Below are 18,809 nucleotides of genomic sequence, written 5' to 3' on the forward strand. Positions count from 1 at the left end.
ACACGTATCAAGGGGTCAGAATACTTCTTGTTTATTCCACTTACCTTTTCTGCCCTGTATAAATGTGGATGGCATCCCGGAGGAATTCCGCCATTCCATCCTGATCAGCATCATAATAAGCCTTGAACCGTTCGTCATCAACATACATCTGAGCAAGTCCGGCATGGGCTTCCTTATTATAGTGACCCCAATAGAAGCTGATCCATTGTCGATGCAAATCAGCCGCTTTTTGAGCTGTGTCACTTGCCGGATCACCGTTTTGAAATGCTGTCTCAAGCGTTTCCTTGATTTCCCTCTCAAGTCCTGTTACCTTTTCATGATCCTCCAGAGACATGTTCATGACTCTGGCATTCGATTCGTCCACCTTCTTATCACCGTATTTCTCCCGTACTTCATCCCCATACTTCTTCTCATTCTCATCTACCATTCTCTTCTTGAATCCTTCAAACTTTTCTTTATCCGACATCGTGACTTCCCCTTCCTTTACACGTAATGTTTTTTCTACATTTGCAATCAGTTGATCAAGCTGAGTGCGCCTGCTCATTAAGATTTCCCTGTGTTCCCGTAATGCCTGTGCTGCGTCAAAGGTCGGATCATCCAGAATATCCTTGATTTCATCCAGTCTTACACCTAATTCTTTATAAAAGAGGATCTGCTGAAGGCGGTCGACTTCCTTCTGTCCGTAAATCCGATAGCCTGAAGAATTGGTCCTGGCCGGCTTCAGGAGCTCAATTTCGTCATAATAACGAAGGGTCCGCGTACTCACACCAGCGATCTCTCCCAGTTTTTTAACGGTATATTCCATGATTTCACCTCCTGACATTTCTTACTTTACAGCTTGACGCAACGTCAAAGTAAAGGGGTAATTTTAAAAAAGTTATACCGAGATCGTTTGGTACCCGGGAAACGATTCAAATAGGGCAATACCTTGAAAATAACGTGCCAGTCCGATATTCTTAGTATAGTCATTTTGAGTATAAGGTTGTGTTGAATATGCGAATTAATAAATATATCAGTGAAGCCGGGAAGGCATCCAGACGCGGTGCCGATAAATTGATCACAGAAGGAAGGGTCACCATCAACGGAAAGATCGCGAAGATTGGGGACCAAGTGAATCCCGGGGATGACGTGAAGGTAAGCGGTGCGCCAGTACGTGTTGCCCGGAATAATGTGTACATTGCGTTAAACAAGCCAGTGGGCATTACAAGTACGACAGAAAAAGGCGTCAAAGGGAATATCGTTGATCTTGTCAATCATCCTTTGCGCATCTTTAACATCGGACGTCTGGACAAAGACTCCGATGGATTGATTCTTTTGACGAATGACGGGGATATCGTCAACGAAATCCTCCGTGCCGAGAATCAGCATGAGAAGGAATACATCGTCACCGTCGATCGCCCGATATCTGACGATTTCTTAAAGCAGATGTCAGAGGGCGTCAAAATCCTTGGAACGAAAACACTGCCATGTAAAGTGGAGCAGGTTTCGAAATACGTTTTCCAAATTACGTTGACCCAAGGGTTGAACAGGCAGATCCGCCGCATGTGCGAGGCACTTGGATACGAAGTGTACCGCCTGCAGCGAACACGCATTATGAATATCCATTTAGGTAATCTTCCTGTTGGACAGTGGCGTGACCTTTCAAAGAAAGAAAAAACGAGATTGTTTCAGGATTTAGATTATGAACCGAAGGAATGGTAACATAGAAAACCCGTTGACAAGACTATTTCAGTTAGTCTTGTCAACGGGTTTTCTATGTAGTAAATTAGTTCTTCTTATTTTCGACAAGATACGCTATTATTAAATAGTTTAGAACAATTAACTAGATTTTGTGGAGGTTTGGGAACGCATGGTTTTCAAGAAAAAGGATAAGTTTGCTATTCTTCTTAGTCAGATAGCTGGTAATTTAAAAGTGAGTGCTCATTATTTTGCCGATTATAAAATCAACAATGTAAGTGATTTGAAGGAATTTTCAAGTACGATGAAGGATTATGAGACAAAAGGTGACTCTTATGTGCATGAGGTCATTCTTGACTTGAATAAAGTGTTCATCACACCGATAGAGCGCGAAGACATCCTGGCACTTGCCATGAGTATGGATGATGTATTGGACGGGTTGGAGCATACATCAGCAATGTTTGAAATGTATTCCATTACCCAGGCGGATGAATATATGCTGAAATTTGTTGAAGCCATCCGACAATGTTCCGATGAAATTGAAGCAGCCGTCGAGCTTTTATCCACAAAAAAATGGATTCAGATCAGAGAGCATGCCATTAAGATCAAGGATTATGAATCGAAATGTGACGGTATCCTCCGTCAATCCATCAAGCATCTCTTCAATACGGAAAAGGATCCGATCCGAATCATTCAATACAAGGAGATCTATGAAGAGCTTGAGCAAATTGCCGATTACTGCCAAAATGTGGCCAACACATTTGAAACCATTATTATGAAGAATGCGTAAGGAGTCTTGCAGGAATGGATACAATCTTAATCTTAACCATATTAATTGTTGTGGGGGCCTTGGCATTTGATTTTATTAACGGGTTCCATGATACGGCCAATGCCATCGCAACAGCCGTATCGACCAAGGCGCTGAAGCCAAGGCATGCCATTATCCTCGCAGCGGTCATGAACTTTGCCGGAGCCCTCGCTTTCACGGGTGTCGCGAAAACAATCACCAAGGACATCGTTGACCCTTTCTCACTTGAGAACGGCACCATCGTCATCCTGGCAGCCCTTCTTGCCGCTATCACATGGAATTTAGTTACATGGTATTATGGGATACCGAGCAGTTCTTCCCATGCTTTGATTGGGGCAATTGCAGGGGCTGCCATCGCAGCAGCAGGTGTGTCTGCTCTAAATTACAGCGGATTTATTAAGATCATCCAGGCGTTGATCTTTTCACCGATTCTGGCTTTTGTTGTAGGTTTCCTTCTTTATAGTATATTTAAAATCGTTTTCAAAAATCGAAACCTGGCCAAAACGAACCGGAATTTCCGTCTGATCCAGATCGCGACTGCTGCACTGCAGTCCTTTACCCATGGAACGAACGATGCTCAGAAAGCGATGGGAATCATCACGATGGCCCTGATTGTCAACAACTATCAAACGTCTGATGATATCCAGACGTGGGTTCAGGTATCCTGTGCCACGGCTATGGGGCTAGGAACATCGATCGGTGGATGGAAAATCATTAAAACGGTCGGTGGGAAAATCATGAAGATCCGTCCCGTGAATGGAGTCGCAGCAGATTTGACGGGAGCAGCCGTAATCTTTGGTGCAACAGCCATTCACCTACCTGTCAGTACCACTCACGTTATCTCCTCTTCCATCCTCGGTGTGGGTTCTGCTCACAGATTGAAGGGTGTGAAGTGGGGAACGGCGCAAAGGATGTTGATCACATGGATCATTACATTGCCCATTTCAGCAAGTCTTGCAGCCATCTTCTTTCATATTTTGAATCTCTTTTTCTAATAAATAAGGAAGTCAAAAGGGTACCCCCTTTTGACTTCCTTTTTACCGTTGTGCCTCGACTGGCAGTCGTTCAAACCCAAGGTAACGATCCCCCTGAAAGGTCAATTCTCCCTCGTCCCCTTCGGCAAGCATGCCATATTCCGTATCTTTCACCCTCAATTCCATCCTGTCGCCGCTTTCCACTTCGAAGGTGAGATAGTAATGGCTGTAAGCCCTTGTCTCACCACCACCTCTTACATCTGTCCGTTTACCGATGACTTTCGCACGTACATTCAGAGTCGGTGACTGATTATTCTTACTCCACTGCGCAACTCCTTTGATGGCAGAAGACAATATAATGGATATAATGATGACAAAAATGATCCCGATAAAAATCGGAACCGCTTGGAACATAAAATCCCCACCTGGTGACATGTCGATACTCCCCTTTATCTTTTTTATATTTTAACATCTACTTACCATTATGTGGGATTGATGAAATAGATGACACAAATAGGCCCGATCAGAAACAGGTACACTGTTTTGGATCGGGCCAGACTAAAGGGGGATCAGCCTGTCGGGTGCTTCATTTTGTCCAAGATCATCGTAAAATAATTCTTCTTCACCGGCCCTGGGTCAAGGGGAATATCATTAGCAGCTTCATGTCTTCCCCCGAGAAGGTTCGGGGAATAGATCTGGTTCCCTTCTAAGATCCTGCGTATCGTGAAAGTTAATTCATCACTCGGACTGTCCTTCAATACATAACCATCTGCCCTGCTTTCGCGCACCTTATCGAGATATCCTTCTTTCGCAAATGTCGCAAGGACGAGGATACGGCAATCTTCAACCTCAAGAGGTCCGTCCCTCAAGAGGTTTTCAATGTCGAGGATGAGGAGGTCGGGCTGGTGCTTTCGAATGAGCTCAAGTGTGTGTTCCCTGTTCGTGGCTCTTCCTACGACTTCCATGTCTTCTTCGAGATTGAGAAGAGTGGCGATTGTCCCCAGTAATAATTCTTCATCTTGAGTCATCACTATGCGGATCATGTAGGTTCTCTCCTTATCAAGTAAAGACTCTCCTTATATGAATTCTGCATAAGGAGAGTCGCTGTGTTTTTATAATTCAGGTTTGGCTTCTGCTGAGATGCGGGAATTTGATTTCGCTGAGGACTTGACGCCTCTGAAGCTTACGAATGTCTTATTCTCTTCGTCCCACAACTTGAAGCGGAGCGATTTTAAGCTGGTCCATAACGAGATGGTCGGCACATTTTGTAATGGCTCTGTATTGTTATGAGCTTCTTCCAACTTGTAGTTCGGTACCCTCGGACTTAAATGATGAACGTGGTGATATCCGATGTTTCCTGTCAAAAACTGCATGATTTTCGGAAGCTTATAGTAAGAACTTCCTTCCACCGCTGCCAGTACATACTGCCACTCTTTGTCTTCCTCGAAATAAGAGTCTTCAAATGTATGCTGAACATAGAACAACCAGATTCCGATTGAGCCTGATACCATGAAGATCGAACCTTGCACGAGCAAGAATTCCTGCCATCCAAGCAGAAGACAAAGGAGGGTGATAAGAACGACGATGATCGCGTTCACTAAATATGTGTTATTGCGCTCTTTCTTCCGTGCATTCTTGCGATTGAAACGATTCTTTAAAAGAAATACATAAATCGGTCCTAGTACAAACATAACAAACGGATTACGGTAAAAGCGATACGCTAAACGAGTTTTCAAAGGTGCTGCTACATATTCATCAATGGTAAGGGTCCAAATATCACCCGTCCCACGTTTATCCAGATTTCCACTTGTCGCATGATGCACAGCATGATCATGCCCCCACTGATCAAACGGGAACAGTGTCAGGACACCCATGGCCGTTCCGACTGCCCGGTTGGCTTTACGGCTTTTAAAGAAAGAAAAATGGGTACAATCATGAAAGATAATGAAGATCCTCGTTAAGAATCCTGCTGCTATCACGATTGGAACGAGTGCCAGCCAATACGACACAGATAAACTTTGATAGGCAAGGAACCATAATAGAAAGAACGGCCCAAGCGTGTTGATCATCTGCCAGATACTTTCCTTCGTGGTTGACTTTTCATAAGGAGCCACTTCTTTTTTCAACGTTTTTATATTTGTCATGTCATTATTCCCTTCGTTTAAGGCGTTGAATTCATTATAGGATAGGTGTGTTCAACGTGTTAGTAGTAGGTGTCATATGCTGGGCATGACAAATGTCATAAGGGAGAAATTGTCATGCGCTTTCATTAAGGGGAATCCTTGATATCACTCACTTCTTTGAACAACTAGTTCCATTTCAATCGGTATTATTATTTTTGAAGAAATGAAAAATATTCTTATTCCCCTGAAAAAAAGCATAAAAATAGGAGCTCCGGAATAAACCGAAGCTCACACTTAGATCCTCAAACCAATTGAAGATATTTTCAGTTAAAAATTAAATTCATCCGGATCCGGACCACTGCGCAGATTCTCATTCAGTTCATCCAATCGGTTCATTTCCTCTTCAGATAATGTGAAATCATACAATTGAATGTTCTCAAGAATTCTCGACTCGGTCATGGATTTAGGGATGGTGATGACACCGTGCTGCAAATCCCAACGAAGGATCACTTGGGCCGCTGATTTATTGTGATCATCAGCGATTCCCTTGATTGTTTCATTGTTCAATAGTTCCGCATTCATCAATGGAGACCAGGCTTCCACATGGATGTCATGCTTCTCACAAAACGCTCGAACCTCTGATTGAGTCAGCTTTGGATGGAACTCGATTTGATTGATGACTGGTTTGATATCCGCTTCACTTAGTAACCTCTCCAAGTGATTCACCTGGAAATTACTCACTCCAATCGATTTTACACGAGCATCTTTATATAGGGATTCAAGTGCTTTCCATGGTTCCATGTACTTGTCATTCCCTGGCCAGTGAATCAAATAGAGATCAAGATAATCAAGACCCATTTTCTCCAGGCTTTCTTCATAGGCGGCAATCGTTTCATCATACGTCAAACCATTGTTCCATACCTTGGAAGTGACGAACAATTCTTCACGTGTGACGAGACCGGCTTCAATAGCACTCTTGATTCCTTTTCCTACAGCTGCTTCATTTTCGTAAATGGCCGCTGTATCAATGCTGCGGTAGCCGATTTTGATTGCTGTTTGCACCGCTTGCTCCAAGGCAGGACCGTCTTCGACACGGAATACACCATATCCTACTTCGGGCATTTCTATATCATTATTTAAAGTGATAGATTTGATGGTCATACCTATCCTCTCCTTTTACATGAAAGTAATATGCTTCTTGAAGAAACATGTACCCAGTATGAACCATGATCGGGAACTTGAGAAGTAGGCACTTATTTGTGGGATAGGCACCTTGAAGTAACTGAGTGGATGACTATAATAAAAAAAGAGCGTGGAAACTCTCTTCCACACTCTTTACGCACATACCAATATCTGTCTGACGAATCTTCCTTTACTCACTTCACAGCGGTCGATAATATCGAAGCCCGCTTTGGTCACATTGGCATCCACATCTTCAAGGGTCACGATGACGACCTTATCAGCAAATCGTCTCGCACTCCTTAGCATTTCCAGCTGCTCATCATCTGAAATGACGGAGCAAAGGTTATAAGGAAGGTCAATGACGGCTACATCATAGCTTCCTGTTATATCATTGATGTCCCTTAATGACACATCTCCTTCCAATCCAAAGTGAGCGATATTCTCCCTGACCCCATCGAGGATCAGCGGATTGCGATCACTGCCGACGATATCGATTCCCATGGATAAAGCCTCAACAAGGACCGTCCCGATTCCACAGCAAGGATCAATCATTTTCACTCCACTCGTTTCAGGAGCCGCAATGTTTACGACAGCCCTGGCAACACGGGTACTCAGTGCCGTTGAGTAACTATGGGGCTTTTTCACATGGTGCAGCCATACGGCTTCATTTCTTACATACTTTCCAAACACCCATCGGTCATGAGCCTGGATGATCCCGTACCAGATATGCGGCTCGACTAGCTCTGCCTCCCCTTTCAGGTGCAGACCGACTTCCTTTTCGATTTTGCGCAGCTTCTTAAAGCCTACTTTCTCTGCATCAGGATTCTGGACGAATACAACCTTGAATCCATCCACTGCTTCTAATTGATGTATATGATTCAGTAATTCAACGAACTCGCCAGCTTCACATATGATTTCAAGTCTTTCACGAATGAAAGGACTTCTACTCGGATCGATTTCAATACTGCTTTCGAGAATGCTAGATTCAGAATCCTCACCAAACAGGATGCGTCTCTCCAAAGCACATAGGGAGGCTTCATTCGGTTCCCATGAATACGTATATAAATAGTTTTTCGTTTCGATTATGATCAACTCCGTATGATGTTCAACTATTGCACCTCACCATTGTATCATAAAAGAGGGACGGACCTCCGTTTCGGAGGTCCGTCCCTCTAGAATGTATTACTTCATTTCTGAAATATACTCTTTCACTACTTCAAATACGTATTCCTGATTAGCAGCGGCGGTGTCCGGGTTGTATGCTCCACCGTTCGTTTTGTTGTTGGACAATACGCGGATTCCAAGGAATGGGACTTCATAGGCACCGGCGATTTGTGCTGCCGATGCGCCTTCCATTTCTTCTACAGACGTACCATATTTCTCATGAAACCATTGGATTCGATCGACTTCGTTATTCCACACGTCGGCAGAACCGATCGTCCCTTCCACGACTTTCCCTTTTTTGTACATGTCCTTTACGGCTTTGGCCGCAGCAAGTAACTCTTCATCTCCATCGAAGTAACGGATTTTTTCAGCATTCGGATCTTCCCCTGCACTACCCTCAGATGCCATCAGATCCATCGGCTTCCAGGCAGTCGGCTCGATCCCTTCTTCATCTGCCAGATTGCCTGTTTTTAACGAACCAAGATTCACGGTTCTTTCACCTAAAACGATATCAAACACGTTCAGTTCCGGGTCATGACCGCCGGATGTCCCTTGATTGATGATGGCGATGGGGTTATATCTTTCAATGGCTACAGCCGTTGCCGCTGCCGTATTTTCCATTCCTTTTCCTGTCTTCGTCACGATGACAGGGTAGCCATCCAGCGTTCCTTTGTAAAAAACGAACGATCCGGATGTTTCTTCTTTCACATGTTCAAGTTTACCTGCGAACTTTTCAGCTTCAATCGGCATTGGACCTTGTATGATGATCGGTTGCTCTTCCTTTTTTTCCTTTGCTTCCGTTGGGGCTGAACTGCAGCCAGTGAATACAGATAGTGCAAGTACAGATAATGCTGCAAATGAGGCCATTTTCTTTTTCATTTGAATCTCTCCCTTTTCTAGTTGGAATCCCTAGTCTGTCTTGGTCCAAAGAAAAAGACCTGAAATGATAGAGTGAATCCTACCTTCCAGACCTCCCGAAGTCAAAGTATAAGTAAATGGCAAAACACGCCAAAAACCGAACACCTTAACTCGTAGTCTAGTTCTTATAATGGGAACCAGGTAGAAACGCTCAGACCATATTACCGAGGATATACGAGTGACACTATGTAATTGTGCTACGGTGTTACTATAACAAACCCCATTTACCAATTCAACAAAAATACGAATTTTATTTTAAATTTTATTTTTAATGTTCGTGTTTTGTGTTTTCTCTTACTTTTGCAAGTTAAGCCAATCATTTGAAATCTAAAGACAGAATACTATAATGAAAGAAAAACGATGAGGTGCAAAATATGAAAATCGGACTTATCGGATTAGGTGATATTGCAAGAAAAGCGTACCTGCCCGTCCTTTCAGAAAAAGAAGGTGTCGAGCTGGTTCTGTGTACTAGAAACGAAGAAACACTTCATAAACTGGCTGAGCAATATCGAATCGAACACCGGGTTCAACAAGTGGAAGAATTGATTGCCCTGGATATCGACGCAGCCTTCGTGAGTACGGCTACAGAGGCCCATTTTGAGATAGCGGAAAAGCTCATAGAAAACGGCATACATGTGTACATAGACAAACCGATTTCCCTTAACTTACAAGAAACCGAGCGAATCGTTCAACTCGCGAAAGACAGCGGGAAGATTGCCATGGTTGGATTCAACCGACGCTTCATTCCGAAGGTGAAGGAACTTAAAAAACATGGAAAACCGAGCTTCCTATTAATGCAAAAAAATAGATTTGCTGCTCCCGACGAGCCAAGAAGATTCGTCGTTGAAGATTTCATTCATGTAGTCGATACACTCCGTTTCCTGATGGATTCAAAGGTGAAGGATGTACAGGTTCAGTCCTTGAAAAAAGGGGACCTCCTTCATCATCTCATCATCCAGCTCATTGGTGAGGACTGTACGGCTGTCGGGATCATGAACCGTGATGGCGGTGTGACGGAAGAAATCATCGAATACTCTGCGGATCATCACAAATATGTCGTCAACAGCCTCGTGGAGACGACCCATTATCATAACAAGGAAAAGAGCATTTCTTCTTTTGGGGATTGGGAACCTACTCTATTCAAGCGGGGATTTTATGATCTTGTCGATCACTTCATTGAGTGTGTGGAAACTGGGAAAGAACCTGCCCCCTCCATTGAGGACTCATTGATTACCCATGAGATTTGCGAACGAATTGTTGGCATGATTGAGTAGTTGGGACAAAGGGACGTATTCACTGTCCCTCTCCCTTCCCCTTTTTCCCTCTAGGGTTAATCCTCCTCTAATCATTGAATAGACTTTATTCGAGATTCTTCATATGGTTATGATGTTTCCTCAACTTCCCATTCCAAACCAACAGAAGTACTAGTTCCAAAGAATGAGTATTTATCATTTGAGACAATATATTTTTCAGACAATTGTTACTATTGAGTGATATACGTTTTCCTTTTCCTTTTGTATACTTTAATCGAAACGTTTCACTAAATTGAAAGGACGTGAAGGATATTGAAAAAAATAATGTCACTGCTTCTCCTCATTGCTCTGGTTGTCAGTTCCGCCCTTCCAGCGGCCGCTTCAGCCAAGTATCAAACCAAAGGAAAAGAGATCGCTATATCCAAACAATTGAAAGCGATTTCAAAAAATACCTACCGATACTTCGAAGATTTCACCGATAAACAAACCGGCCTTACGTACGATGCGGTACGAATGGAGAATGGGGAAATCACTTCCCAGCAATTCACTTCACCAACCAACATTTCGATGTATATGATGAGTACTATTTCAGCAGCGGAAGTGGGCATCATTTCAAGAGAAACAGCTGTCAAGAATATTAATAAAACGTTGACATCCTTAGAGGGCATGGAGAAATGGAACGGACTATTTTACAACTGGTATTATACGGAGGATGCGTCCCTCATGACGGATTGGGGACAATTCATTTCTACCGTCGACAATGGATGGCTATCTGCCGGATTGATTGTAGTCGGTCAGGCTTATCCTGAACTCTATGACCGGACCCATGCTCTTGTTAAAGAGATGGATTATTCGACCCTGTACACTCCTGAAGTAGGACAAATGAGGGGCGGATATGATGTAGCGGCCGGAAGCTATACCGCTCACCATTATGGTGCTTTCTATACAGAACCAAGGGTGGCGAGCTATATCGCCATCGGGAAAGAAGATGTGCCGAGAGAGCATTGGTGGAGAATGTTCCGCACCATGCCTGAAAGCTGGGATTGGCAGGCACAGATTCCTGAAGGTCACACTGAAACGTATGATGGTGTAGATGTCTTCGAAGGACATTACAGCTACAAGGGCACCAAGTATGTGCCGAGCTGGGGTGGAAGCATGTTCGAAGCTTTGATGCCACAGCTTGTACTGAAGGAAAAGGAACTCGGAAAAAATGCACTCGGATTGAATAATAAGCGTCATGTCGATATTCAGATTCAATATGCCAAAGAGCAGGGCTATGCTGCTTGGGGCATGTCACCAGCTGCGACACCGGATAATTACTCTGAATTCGCCGCTACACCACTTGGGATGGATGGCTATAAGTCAGATGGTACGGTCACTCCACATGCCACTTTCCTGGCACTGGAGTACGCCCCGATGGAAGCATTTAAAAACATTCAGGCGTTGAAACGTTTCGATATGTACGGCAAATACGGATTCCTTGATTCCGTTAACGTAGAAACGGGAGAAGTGACCAATGCCTATCTTGCGTTAGATCAAGGGATGACAATGATCTCAATCGTCAACTACTTAAAGGATGGAGTCATCAGGGATTACTTCCACAAAGATTCTATAGGAAAATCACCAGAGGATCTGTTGATAAAAGAAACATTTTCTATAAAATAGGTCCTGTAAAAACACTGTAAGTCCAAGCGATATTGCTTGGACTTTTTACTTTATCCAAAGCACAAACAGTTCCAACGATTACATCGCCTTCAATCAGGGAACATCTAAAGTAAACGCTGTTTTCACAAAGATTGTTGCTATTCGGTTACAAACTAAGATTTACGATGCTCCGTCATTTAAGTTGTGGTGCAGGAGGGTGAAGGGAACTACTTCGCTTTCCACGGACGTTCGGCCGAGCCTCCTCAGCAAATACCGCTTCCGGGGTCTCGGCACGCCCGTTTTCCGTAGGAGTCTACGTAGTTCCCTTCACCCTCTAACGTAGTAAGTAGTTGACAGAGCAAAATGGTTTGTGACCAACAGTTTAAAAAGAGTAACGGACTACTAAATTAAATCAGTCATTGCAAAGAATAAAAAGCAGTGGCATACGCGATCTTCACATTTCCTTTGTGTTTGTAAAACACTTCTTCTGGATAGTTGATTGGAGCGGAAGGTGCTCGACTCCTGCGGGAAACGCTGGGCAGGTGAGACCCCGCAGGCGTAGCCGAGGAGGCTCACCGCCAGCCCCGCGGAAAGCGAGCACCTGTAGCGGAAATCAACCGCCACTCGCTACATCCAAAAGCAACAATGTTTACGAAAACAGCCAAAGTAAAAAAGGAGTATAGTATCATGCCAGAGGGTCCCGAAATCAGAAGAGCAGCCGATAACATTGAGAGTGCTCTTAGAAATAAAACCGTACAGGATATCTATTTTGCCTTCCCTCATTTAGAAGGGTACGAAGATCTGTTAAGGGGGGCCATCGTGACACGTGTCGATACGAAGGGCAAAGCCATGCTCATTAAATTTGATAATGGTTTCACGATTTACTCCCACAATCAACTTTACGGAAAATGGTATATCCGGAACCTTTACAACTATCCAAAAACCAACCGACAGCTCCGCCTCGCACTTCACAACGAGAAGAAATCGGCTCTTCTCTACAGTGCATCGGATATTGAAGTCCTACGGGATGAAGAAGTGCCGGAACATCCCTTCATTTCTAAGGTGGGCCCTGATCTATTAAGCGAAAAGGTAACAGTCGATGATCTGTTCGAGCGTATGAAGGACAAGAGATTTCGAAACCGAAAATGGGCAATTCTATTATTGGACCAAGGCTTCGTAGCCGGAATCGGAAATTATTTGAGATCCGAGATCATGTTCACCTCAGGTATCCACCCTTCCCTTCGACCAATCGATTGCCCACCGGATCAGTTAAAGATAGCGGCTGAAAGCATCATCCACTTAGCGAAGCAGTCGTATGAAACGGGCGGGATCACGAATGATCTTGAGCTTGCAAAGAAGTTGAAAGCAGAAGGTGTAAAGCGTTCCCGTTATCGGCACTGGGTATTTAATCGTGAAGAGGCATCATGCTTCATATGCGGAAGTGAAATCGAGAAGACCGTTGCAGCTTCAAGGCGGCTGTATTTCTGTCCGGTATGTCAGGCACTTCCTGACAAAAAAGGTGTCTGACCGTTTGCGGGTCAGACACCTTTTCATTTCATTCTATTCCGTACTGCGATTGATCGCTTCCGTCATGGAGATTCCGTTTAATTTCCTCCGATTCAGCCATAGGGAGACATAATACGAAGCCATGATGATGACAAAACAGATCAGGACACTCATCCAATCGAGCTGGACGGGGATCGTCACATTCATCTCAGCCGTAATCGAATTCATAAACGATGAGATCGAAAGAAGCGTAACAGGGATCCCGATGAGAAATCCAAGGATAATAAACCACCTATTATATCCGATCATCATTCCCGCAATCGACTTCTCAGGATAACCGATCACCTTCATAAGGGAGATTTTAAATGAATTCTCCTCAATCAATAACGAGATCAAAATGTAAATAATGATAACGGCAATGATCGCTGCGACAAAGGCGATCGCCGCTACCCCATAGTTCAATGGCTTGATCATTTCCTTGAATCCTGAAACAGTCTCCGATAATTTAGTCGTCGCTACGATATTTTCTTCAGGCATTGTGAGTTCCTTATTAGAATATATCTCCGTATAGCTTCCAGCAGGGTACCCGTTTAATTGGTTGTATTCCTTAAGGGGCATATAGATCATATTTCCAAGATATGATACTGCGATATGATCAACGGTCACTTCAAAGGAGCGGCCGGACAATTCATTCGTCACTTCAATGGTATCCCCTTCTTCAATCCCCATCTTATCGGATAAGGATTGGTTCATGATCACTGAAGTGAATGTCAATTTATTCCCCTTTGAGTCCTTTAATTGGATAGCCGTATTTTCTGCTTTCAAACCTGTAATCGTAGCCATCTCCTCACCCGTTTTCCCTTCGATGGTAAAAGGAGCCGTCGATCCGACCTGCCCCGATTCAGGTGGATCGGTCTCGGGAGCTTTTAGCAAATAACTATATTCATAGTTATACACCTGTTGAAAATGATCACTCACCAGATATTCCATGGAGTTTTTCGTGACAAAGCCAAACAATAATAATACAGTGGCAAACACCACTCCAGTGAGCAGAAACAGAACTCTCGGGACGTTTCTTACGATTTCCCTGATCACGAATTTCCGCTTGAACGTGATCTTCTTTAATTTAAACAATCGTTCCAGCCTGCTTACTTTCACCTTAAGTTCCCCGCCCTTTATTAAACTAACAGGAGGGGTTTTCAATACACGCTGCACCAAGTAGTACGTGAATGGGATGAAGAGGACCAGTGGCAGCAGCAGGCTCGTGAGCAAGTACGCCCCATGTGGGTCCACTTCTAATACCGGTAAATTATAATATGCAGCAAACGTCGATAATAATGGGTGCAGTAATGCCCATCCAAGAACGGTACCTGCGAAGCTACCTGAGACGGCCAGCAACCCGGCATAGGATAGATAATGACGTATGATCTCTCCTTTTCGAAACCCCAGTGCGTACAAAGTACCGATTTGGACATATTCCTTTTTCATTAATCTCCACAACAATATCAGGATGATGACCATACTGATCAGCAATATGCCGATTGGGAGGAATTCACCCATTTTTTTGACTCCGGCAATGTCTCCTTTAATGAACGATATCCGATTGTTTTCCTTTTTGTCCGTCCATTTGATGATCTGAGTGATTTGATTCAGCTGTTTCTTCAGTTCATCTCGTGACTCACCTGAAAATCGAACGCTATAGTATACCTGTTGCGTATCCCACTTTTCTAAGACATCCTGGTTCACGACCGCAACCCCGAATGCATCAGGATTCTTTAGGAATCCCGATTCGTCTTTTAGTGGATAAATATAATCCGGTATGGCCATGAATCCAGAAACAAGAAACGTTCTGCCATACAGCTGAACATCCTCTCCAATGGAAATATCATGTGCTCCGGCAAACCCTTTATCCACCATAATATCTTGATCTGAACTCAGCCTTTCACCCTCCACGATGGAATAGAGATTGACGTCCTGAGTGGCATCCAAAACCCGGAGTGTCGCATCGCTCCCGTAAGGAACATCCGATAGATATCGTTCCTCCAATTCCGTGCCGGTCGCACTCTCAATCCCCTCTACATCCTTCAATGGTTCCTGTGTAACGAATTGGGCATCCTCCACCTTATTCTCACTATAAAAAATGTTCAGATTGTCGATGAGATTCGCTCCCGCTGCCGTGAACGAGTAAAACACGGTGGAACTGATCACGATGAGTAACCAGGCAGAAAAAAACTGTGCCTTCTTTTCCATTATGGTCCGCAAAAGTTTTTTTCGCAGGGGCATCACCACTCAACCCCTTCTGCAGAGGTTTGATGTTTGTTGACCTGGTCAGATTCAATCTTTCCATCTTTTAACGTAATGACACGGTTCGCCATGCTTTGAATCGCCTGATTATGGGTAATGATGAGGACAGTCGTATCAAATTCTTCGTTCACTTTCTCAATCAATTGCAGAATTTCTTTCGAAGTGGCGGAGTCCAGTGCGCCGGTAGGCTCATCGCACAGCAATAGTTTCGGAGCCTTCACAACAGCACGGGCGATGGAGACACGCTGTTGCTGCCCACCGCTTAATTCACGGGGGAAGCGGTCTTCCATACCCGATAAACCTACAGCATCGATCACCTCTGAAATAGATAATGCATTGGGGCTGATGCTTGCCGTCAATTCAATGTTTTCGTAGACTGTGAGATTTGGGATCAAATTATACATTTGAAAGACAAATCCAACTTCCTCCCGGCGATAATCCACAAGCTTCCGGTCATTCAATTGAGTGATATCATGGTCATTGACGATGATACTTCCGGAATCAACGACATCTATCCCACCGATCGCATTTAATAGCGTTGATTTCCCGGAACCCGATGGACCAAGAATAACGACAATTTCTCCTCTCTCCACTTTCACCTGTATATCCGTGAGGGCTTGAAATGTCGTTTGGCTACTCTCATAGGATTTATGAACTCCTTCTATACGCAAGATGCTCATGTTCATTCCTTCTTTCCAGTTTTCATTTTCCCCTCAAACAGAAATCGTATATGCCTCGATAGCTGATCCTTGTATGCTTTGTGACTCATATCCTCGTTATACATATAGAACATCGTATCGGACATGGCTGCACTATAGATGGCATAGGCGGCTTCCTGTGGATCAACGCTGACAAGAAATCTGTCTGAATGGCTTTCGATCATATACATGACCCACTTCATCATTTCTTCATCAATGCCGAATAAGCCCTGCCTCAGCCGGATACTCTCCTCCACCTCTGCGGTCATCACGTGAAACAGTTCACGCCAAAATGGTTTCGGGTAATGCTGAAAAAACTCCGCAAAACCATGCATGGCCCCAACCACACTTCCTACGAGATCTCCATCTTTTTTTACAGAAAACGGGTCTTGAAGTGCGCTTTTCATCTCCTCCGCTTCTTCAGTAAAGATCCGGAGCAGTAAGGCTCCCTTAGAGGGGAAATAATTATAGATGGTACCGGTCCCAACCCCTGCATCCTTCGCAATTTCAGCCATGGAAGCCGATTCAAATCCCTTCTCGGAGAAGATGTTCTTCGCTGATTCCATGATGTTCAGCTGTGTTTGCCGTTTCTTATCTTCACGTAATCCTGCCATATCGCTTACTCCTCTACTTGCAAAAATATGAACGCGTTCATTTATGAATACATTCATATTTTAACTGGAAAATAATTGATTGTCAAATGAGGTTTGCCCACAAAAAAGCCCATTTCAGTCAATGAAATGGGCTTACACGTATTACATACCATATTCCTTTCGATACTCATCATGCTTCGGCTGGAACAGATCCTCTTCAGATGGCCGAACGTCGGAAAAATGATCCACATTATAATGGCCTCTGAGGGCACCATTATGATGGGCAATGATTTGTTCCGCTTTTAACACCGGCGAGTCCTTGGTGGAGTGACCGTCAGCCACCAGTGTAACGTCAAAGCCGCTGACGGTGGCATACCTGACCGCTGTGTCGATGCAGTACTCGGTCTGACAACCTGCAATCACGACATGCTCCACCTCTTTATCTTTTAAAAATGAGAGTAACGGCGTCCCGTAAAACGAGTTGGTGGCAAGCTTATCAAAAACCTCTGCATGATCCGGAATCACAAGGTCCCGGTGCACTTGGAACCCTTCACCGGTACCGCCTGCGACATCTTTATCCCTGATGAAGACAATGTGGGCATCCGCTTCCTTCGCTTTTTCAATCACTCCGTTGATCGTTTCTATCAGCCTCTCCTTTTGAAAGACCGCCTGTTCCTTTTCATTTCCTTCCACTAATTCCTGCTGAACATCAATAACAAGTAATGCCTGCTTCACGTTGAAAAACCCCTTTACGATTTTAGTCCTCTGTCATCTGGTCGTCGATCCTTCATCTTTTTCATCATGAACCGCCCCCTTTTAAGTACTACTTCCTTATAGTTCGTCTTAGCACATATACAATCCTTTATCCCCCGCTGAAAAACCATAAAAAAACCCGGAGCCATAAAGACTCCGGATTTCAGTTAAAATTCACGGAAGTAATAAGATCTTCCCCAGTTTTCCTGAATGTTTAAAATACGTTTGTGCTTCCCCTGCTTTTTCCAGGGGAAATGTCCGATCGATGACCGGCTTGATCTTGCCTTCAGAAATCGCTTCAAGCATCTGTTTGAACTCTTCTCTCGTGCCAAGGACCGAGCCATAAAACGTGATGTGCTTCAAATAGAGGATCCTGAAGTCGAGTTCGGTTTTCTGACCACCGGCAGACCCCGATATGCAGAACTTACCGCCTTTTTTCAAAACTTCGAGGGACGTTGAAAACAGCGCATCTCCGACAACATCCAAGACGGAGTCTACCGGACCATCATTCACTTCAAGAATCTCTTCGGCAAGGTTTGGTGACTTATAGGACAGTACATGGTTGGCGCCAAGTTCTTTCATTTTATCTTCTAACTCCAGATCCCCAACGATTGCAATGACCTTTGAACCGAATACGTTTGAAGCGATCTGAACATTCAAAGACCCTACACCACCATTGGCGCCCGTAACGACGATCGTTTCGGAGGGTTTCGCCTGAATCTGTTCCACCATATGCCACGCCGTCAATCCGCTGACGGAAAACACAGCACTTTCTTCAAATGTAGACAGAGGCATGTCATAACAGAGTTCAGAGGGCCAGACGACATACTCTGCATATCCTCCGTCATATTCTGAACCAATGAATGACATATCATCTGAGATGTGTTCACTGCCTTCACCACCGCTTGAAGTAAAAGGGAAAAGAACAATCGCCTTACCCACCATGGTTTCAGGAACATCTTCACCTACTTCAATGATTTCACCAGTGATATCCGATCCGGGGATTCTAGGGAATTGAACTCCCTCGGGACGCCAGCCCGACTTCTCTTCGGTTCCATAAGCCCCTTCTCTCATCCAGATCTCGGTATTGTTGATGGCACATGCCTTTACTTTGACTAGGACCTCCCCCCTTTTTGGGATTGGACATGGAATATCCACAACTGAGAGCTTGTCGACATCTCCATAACCTGTCACTTGAACTGCCTTCATTGG

Annotated in this window: 18 protein-coding genes and 1 riboswitch; of the genes, 6 read left to right on the forward strand and 12 right to left on the reverse strand. The window is 44.2% G+C overall.

Annotation, left to right across the window (positions count from 1 at the left end):
* Window positions 1-40: 40 nt before the first annotated feature.
* Complete coding sequence (locus SLH55_RS02505) at window positions 41-805, reverse strand: MerR family transcriptional regulator (RefSeq protein WP_320322508.1); 765 nt, start codon at window positions 803-805, stop codon at window positions 41-43.
* A gap of 188 nt (window positions 806-993) precedes the next feature.
* Here SLH55_RS02505 and rluF point away from each other — a divergent pair, with 188 nt between their 5' ends.
* The 3 genes from rluF (at window position 994) to SLH55_RS02520 (ending at window position 3,480) form a co-directional block, all read left to right on the forward strand.
* Complete coding sequence (gene rluF, locus SLH55_RS02510) at window positions 994-1,701, forward strand: 23S rRNA pseudouridine(2604) synthase RluF (RefSeq protein ID WP_219167153.1); 708 nt, start codon at window positions 994-996, stop codon at window positions 1,699-1,701.
* Window positions 1,702-1,849: 148 nt separating this feature from the next.
* A complete protein-coding gene (locus SLH55_RS02515; protein ID WP_320322509.1) occupies window positions 1,850-2,467 on the forward strand; it encodes a DUF47 domain-containing protein in 618 nt (205 codons plus the stop codon).
* A gap of 14 nt (window positions 2,468-2,481) precedes the next feature.
* Window positions 2,482-3,480 (forward strand): inorganic phosphate transporter, encoded by a 999-nt coding sequence (locus SLH55_RS02520; protein ID WP_219167155.1) that lies wholly within the window; start codon window positions 2,482-2,484, stop codon window positions 3,478-3,480.
* 42 nt (window positions 3,481-3,522) lie between these two features.
* Here SLH55_RS02520 and SLH55_RS02525 read toward each other — a convergent pair whose 3' ends face one another.
* The 6 genes from SLH55_RS02525 to SLH55_RS02550 all read right to left on the reverse strand — a co-directional run bounded on the left by SLH55_RS02525 (window position 3,523) and on the right by SLH55_RS02550 (window position 8,807).
* A complete protein-coding gene (locus SLH55_RS02525) occupies window positions 3,523-3,894 on the reverse strand; it encodes a DUF2500 domain-containing protein (protein WP_219167156.1) in 372 nt (123 codons plus the stop codon).
* A gap of 134 nt (window positions 3,895-4,028) precedes the next feature.
* On the reverse strand, window positions 4,029-4,502 hold the full coding sequence (locus SLH55_RS02530) for a response regulator (protein WP_219167157.1): 474 nt from the start codon (window positions 4,500-4,502) through the stop codon (window positions 4,029-4,031).
* A gap of 69 nt (window positions 4,503-4,571) precedes the next feature.
* Window positions 4,572-5,603: a fatty acid desaturase gene (locus tag SLH55_RS02535; RefSeq protein ID WP_219167158.1), complete on the reverse strand. Its 1,032-nt coding sequence runs from the start codon at window positions 5,601-5,603 to the stop codon at window positions 4,572-4,574.
* Between the two features lie 306 nt (window positions 5,604-5,909).
* Window positions 5,910-6,743, reverse strand: a complete 834-nt coding sequence (locus SLH55_RS02540; protein WP_226672526.1) for an aldo/keto reductase — start codon at window positions 6,741-6,743, stop codon at window positions 5,910-5,912.
* Between the two features lie 174 nt (window positions 6,744-6,917).
* Complete coding sequence (locus tag SLH55_RS02545; protein ID WP_320322510.1) at window positions 6,918-7,856, reverse strand: TRM11 family SAM-dependent methyltransferase; 939 nt, start codon at window positions 7,854-7,856, stop codon at window positions 6,918-6,920.
* 90 nt (window positions 7,857-7,946) lie between these two features.
* Window positions 7,947-8,807, reverse strand: a complete 861-nt coding sequence (locus SLH55_RS02550) for a 5'-methylthioadenosine/S-adenosylhomocysteine nucleosidase (RefSeq protein WP_219167160.1) — start codon at window positions 8,805-8,807, stop codon at window positions 7,947-7,949.
* Between the two features lie 133 nt (window positions 8,808-8,940).
* Window positions 8,941-9,044: riboswitch (purine riboswitch) on the reverse strand.
* 176 nt (window positions 9,045-9,220) lie between these two features.
* Here SLH55_RS02550 and SLH55_RS02555 point away from each other — a divergent pair.
* The 3 genes from SLH55_RS02555 to nei all read left to right on the forward strand — a co-directional run bounded on the left by SLH55_RS02555 (window position 9,221) and on the right by nei (window position 13,270).
* Window positions 9,221-10,120, forward strand: coding sequence for a Gfo/Idh/MocA family oxidoreductase (locus SLH55_RS02555; protein ID WP_320322511.1), 900 nt, complete (start codon window positions 9,221-9,223; stop codon window positions 10,118-10,120).
* A gap of 291 nt (window positions 10,121-10,411) precedes the next feature.
* Window positions 10,412-11,764, forward strand: a complete 1,353-nt coding sequence (locus SLH55_RS02560) for a glucoamylase family protein (protein ID WP_320322512.1) — start codon at window positions 10,412-10,414, stop codon at window positions 11,762-11,764.
* A 666-nt stretch (window positions 11,765-12,430) separates the two neighbouring features.
* Window positions 12,431-13,270 (forward strand): endonuclease VIII, encoded by an 840-nt coding sequence (gene nei, locus SLH55_RS02565; protein ID WP_320322513.1) that lies wholly within the window; start codon window positions 12,431-12,433, stop codon window positions 13,268-13,270.
* 33 nt (window positions 13,271-13,303) lie between these two features.
* Here nei and SLH55_RS02570 read toward each other — a convergent pair whose 3' ends face one another.
* From SLH55_RS02570 to SLH55_RS02590, 5 genes are all read right to left on the reverse strand, one after another.
* Window positions 13,304-15,532, reverse strand: coding sequence for an ABC transporter permease (locus SLH55_RS02570; RefSeq protein WP_320322514.1), 2,229 nt, complete (start codon window positions 15,530-15,532; stop codon window positions 13,304-13,306).
* On the reverse strand, window positions 15,532-16,233 hold the full coding sequence (locus tag SLH55_RS02575; protein WP_320322515.1) for an ABC transporter ATP-binding protein: 702 nt from the start codon (window positions 16,231-16,233) through the stop codon (window positions 15,532-15,534). The genes SLH55_RS02570 and SLH55_RS02575 overlap by 1 nt, the downstream gene beginning before the upstream one ends.
* 2 nt (window positions 16,234-16,235) lie before the next feature.
* Window positions 16,236-16,865, reverse strand: a complete 630-nt coding sequence (locus SLH55_RS02580; protein WP_219167165.1) for a TetR/AcrR family transcriptional regulator — start codon at window positions 16,863-16,865, stop codon at window positions 16,236-16,238.
* 141 nt (window positions 16,866-17,006) lie between these two features.
* A complete protein-coding gene (locus SLH55_RS02585; protein WP_320322516.1) occupies window positions 17,007-17,579 on the reverse strand; it encodes a cysteine hydrolase family protein in 573 nt (190 codons plus the stop codon).
* A gap of 192 nt (window positions 17,580-17,771) precedes the next feature.
* A complete protein-coding gene (locus SLH55_RS02590) occupies window positions 17,772-18,806 on the reverse strand; it encodes a zinc-binding dehydrogenase (protein WP_320322517.1) in 1,035 nt (344 codons plus the stop codon).
* Window positions 18,807-18,809: the final 3 nt, after the last annotated feature.

It is taken from the genome of Rossellomorea sp. YZS02 (assembly GCF_033963925.1).
GTDB lineage: Bacteria > Bacillota > Bacilli > Bacillales > Bacillaceae_B > Rossellomorea.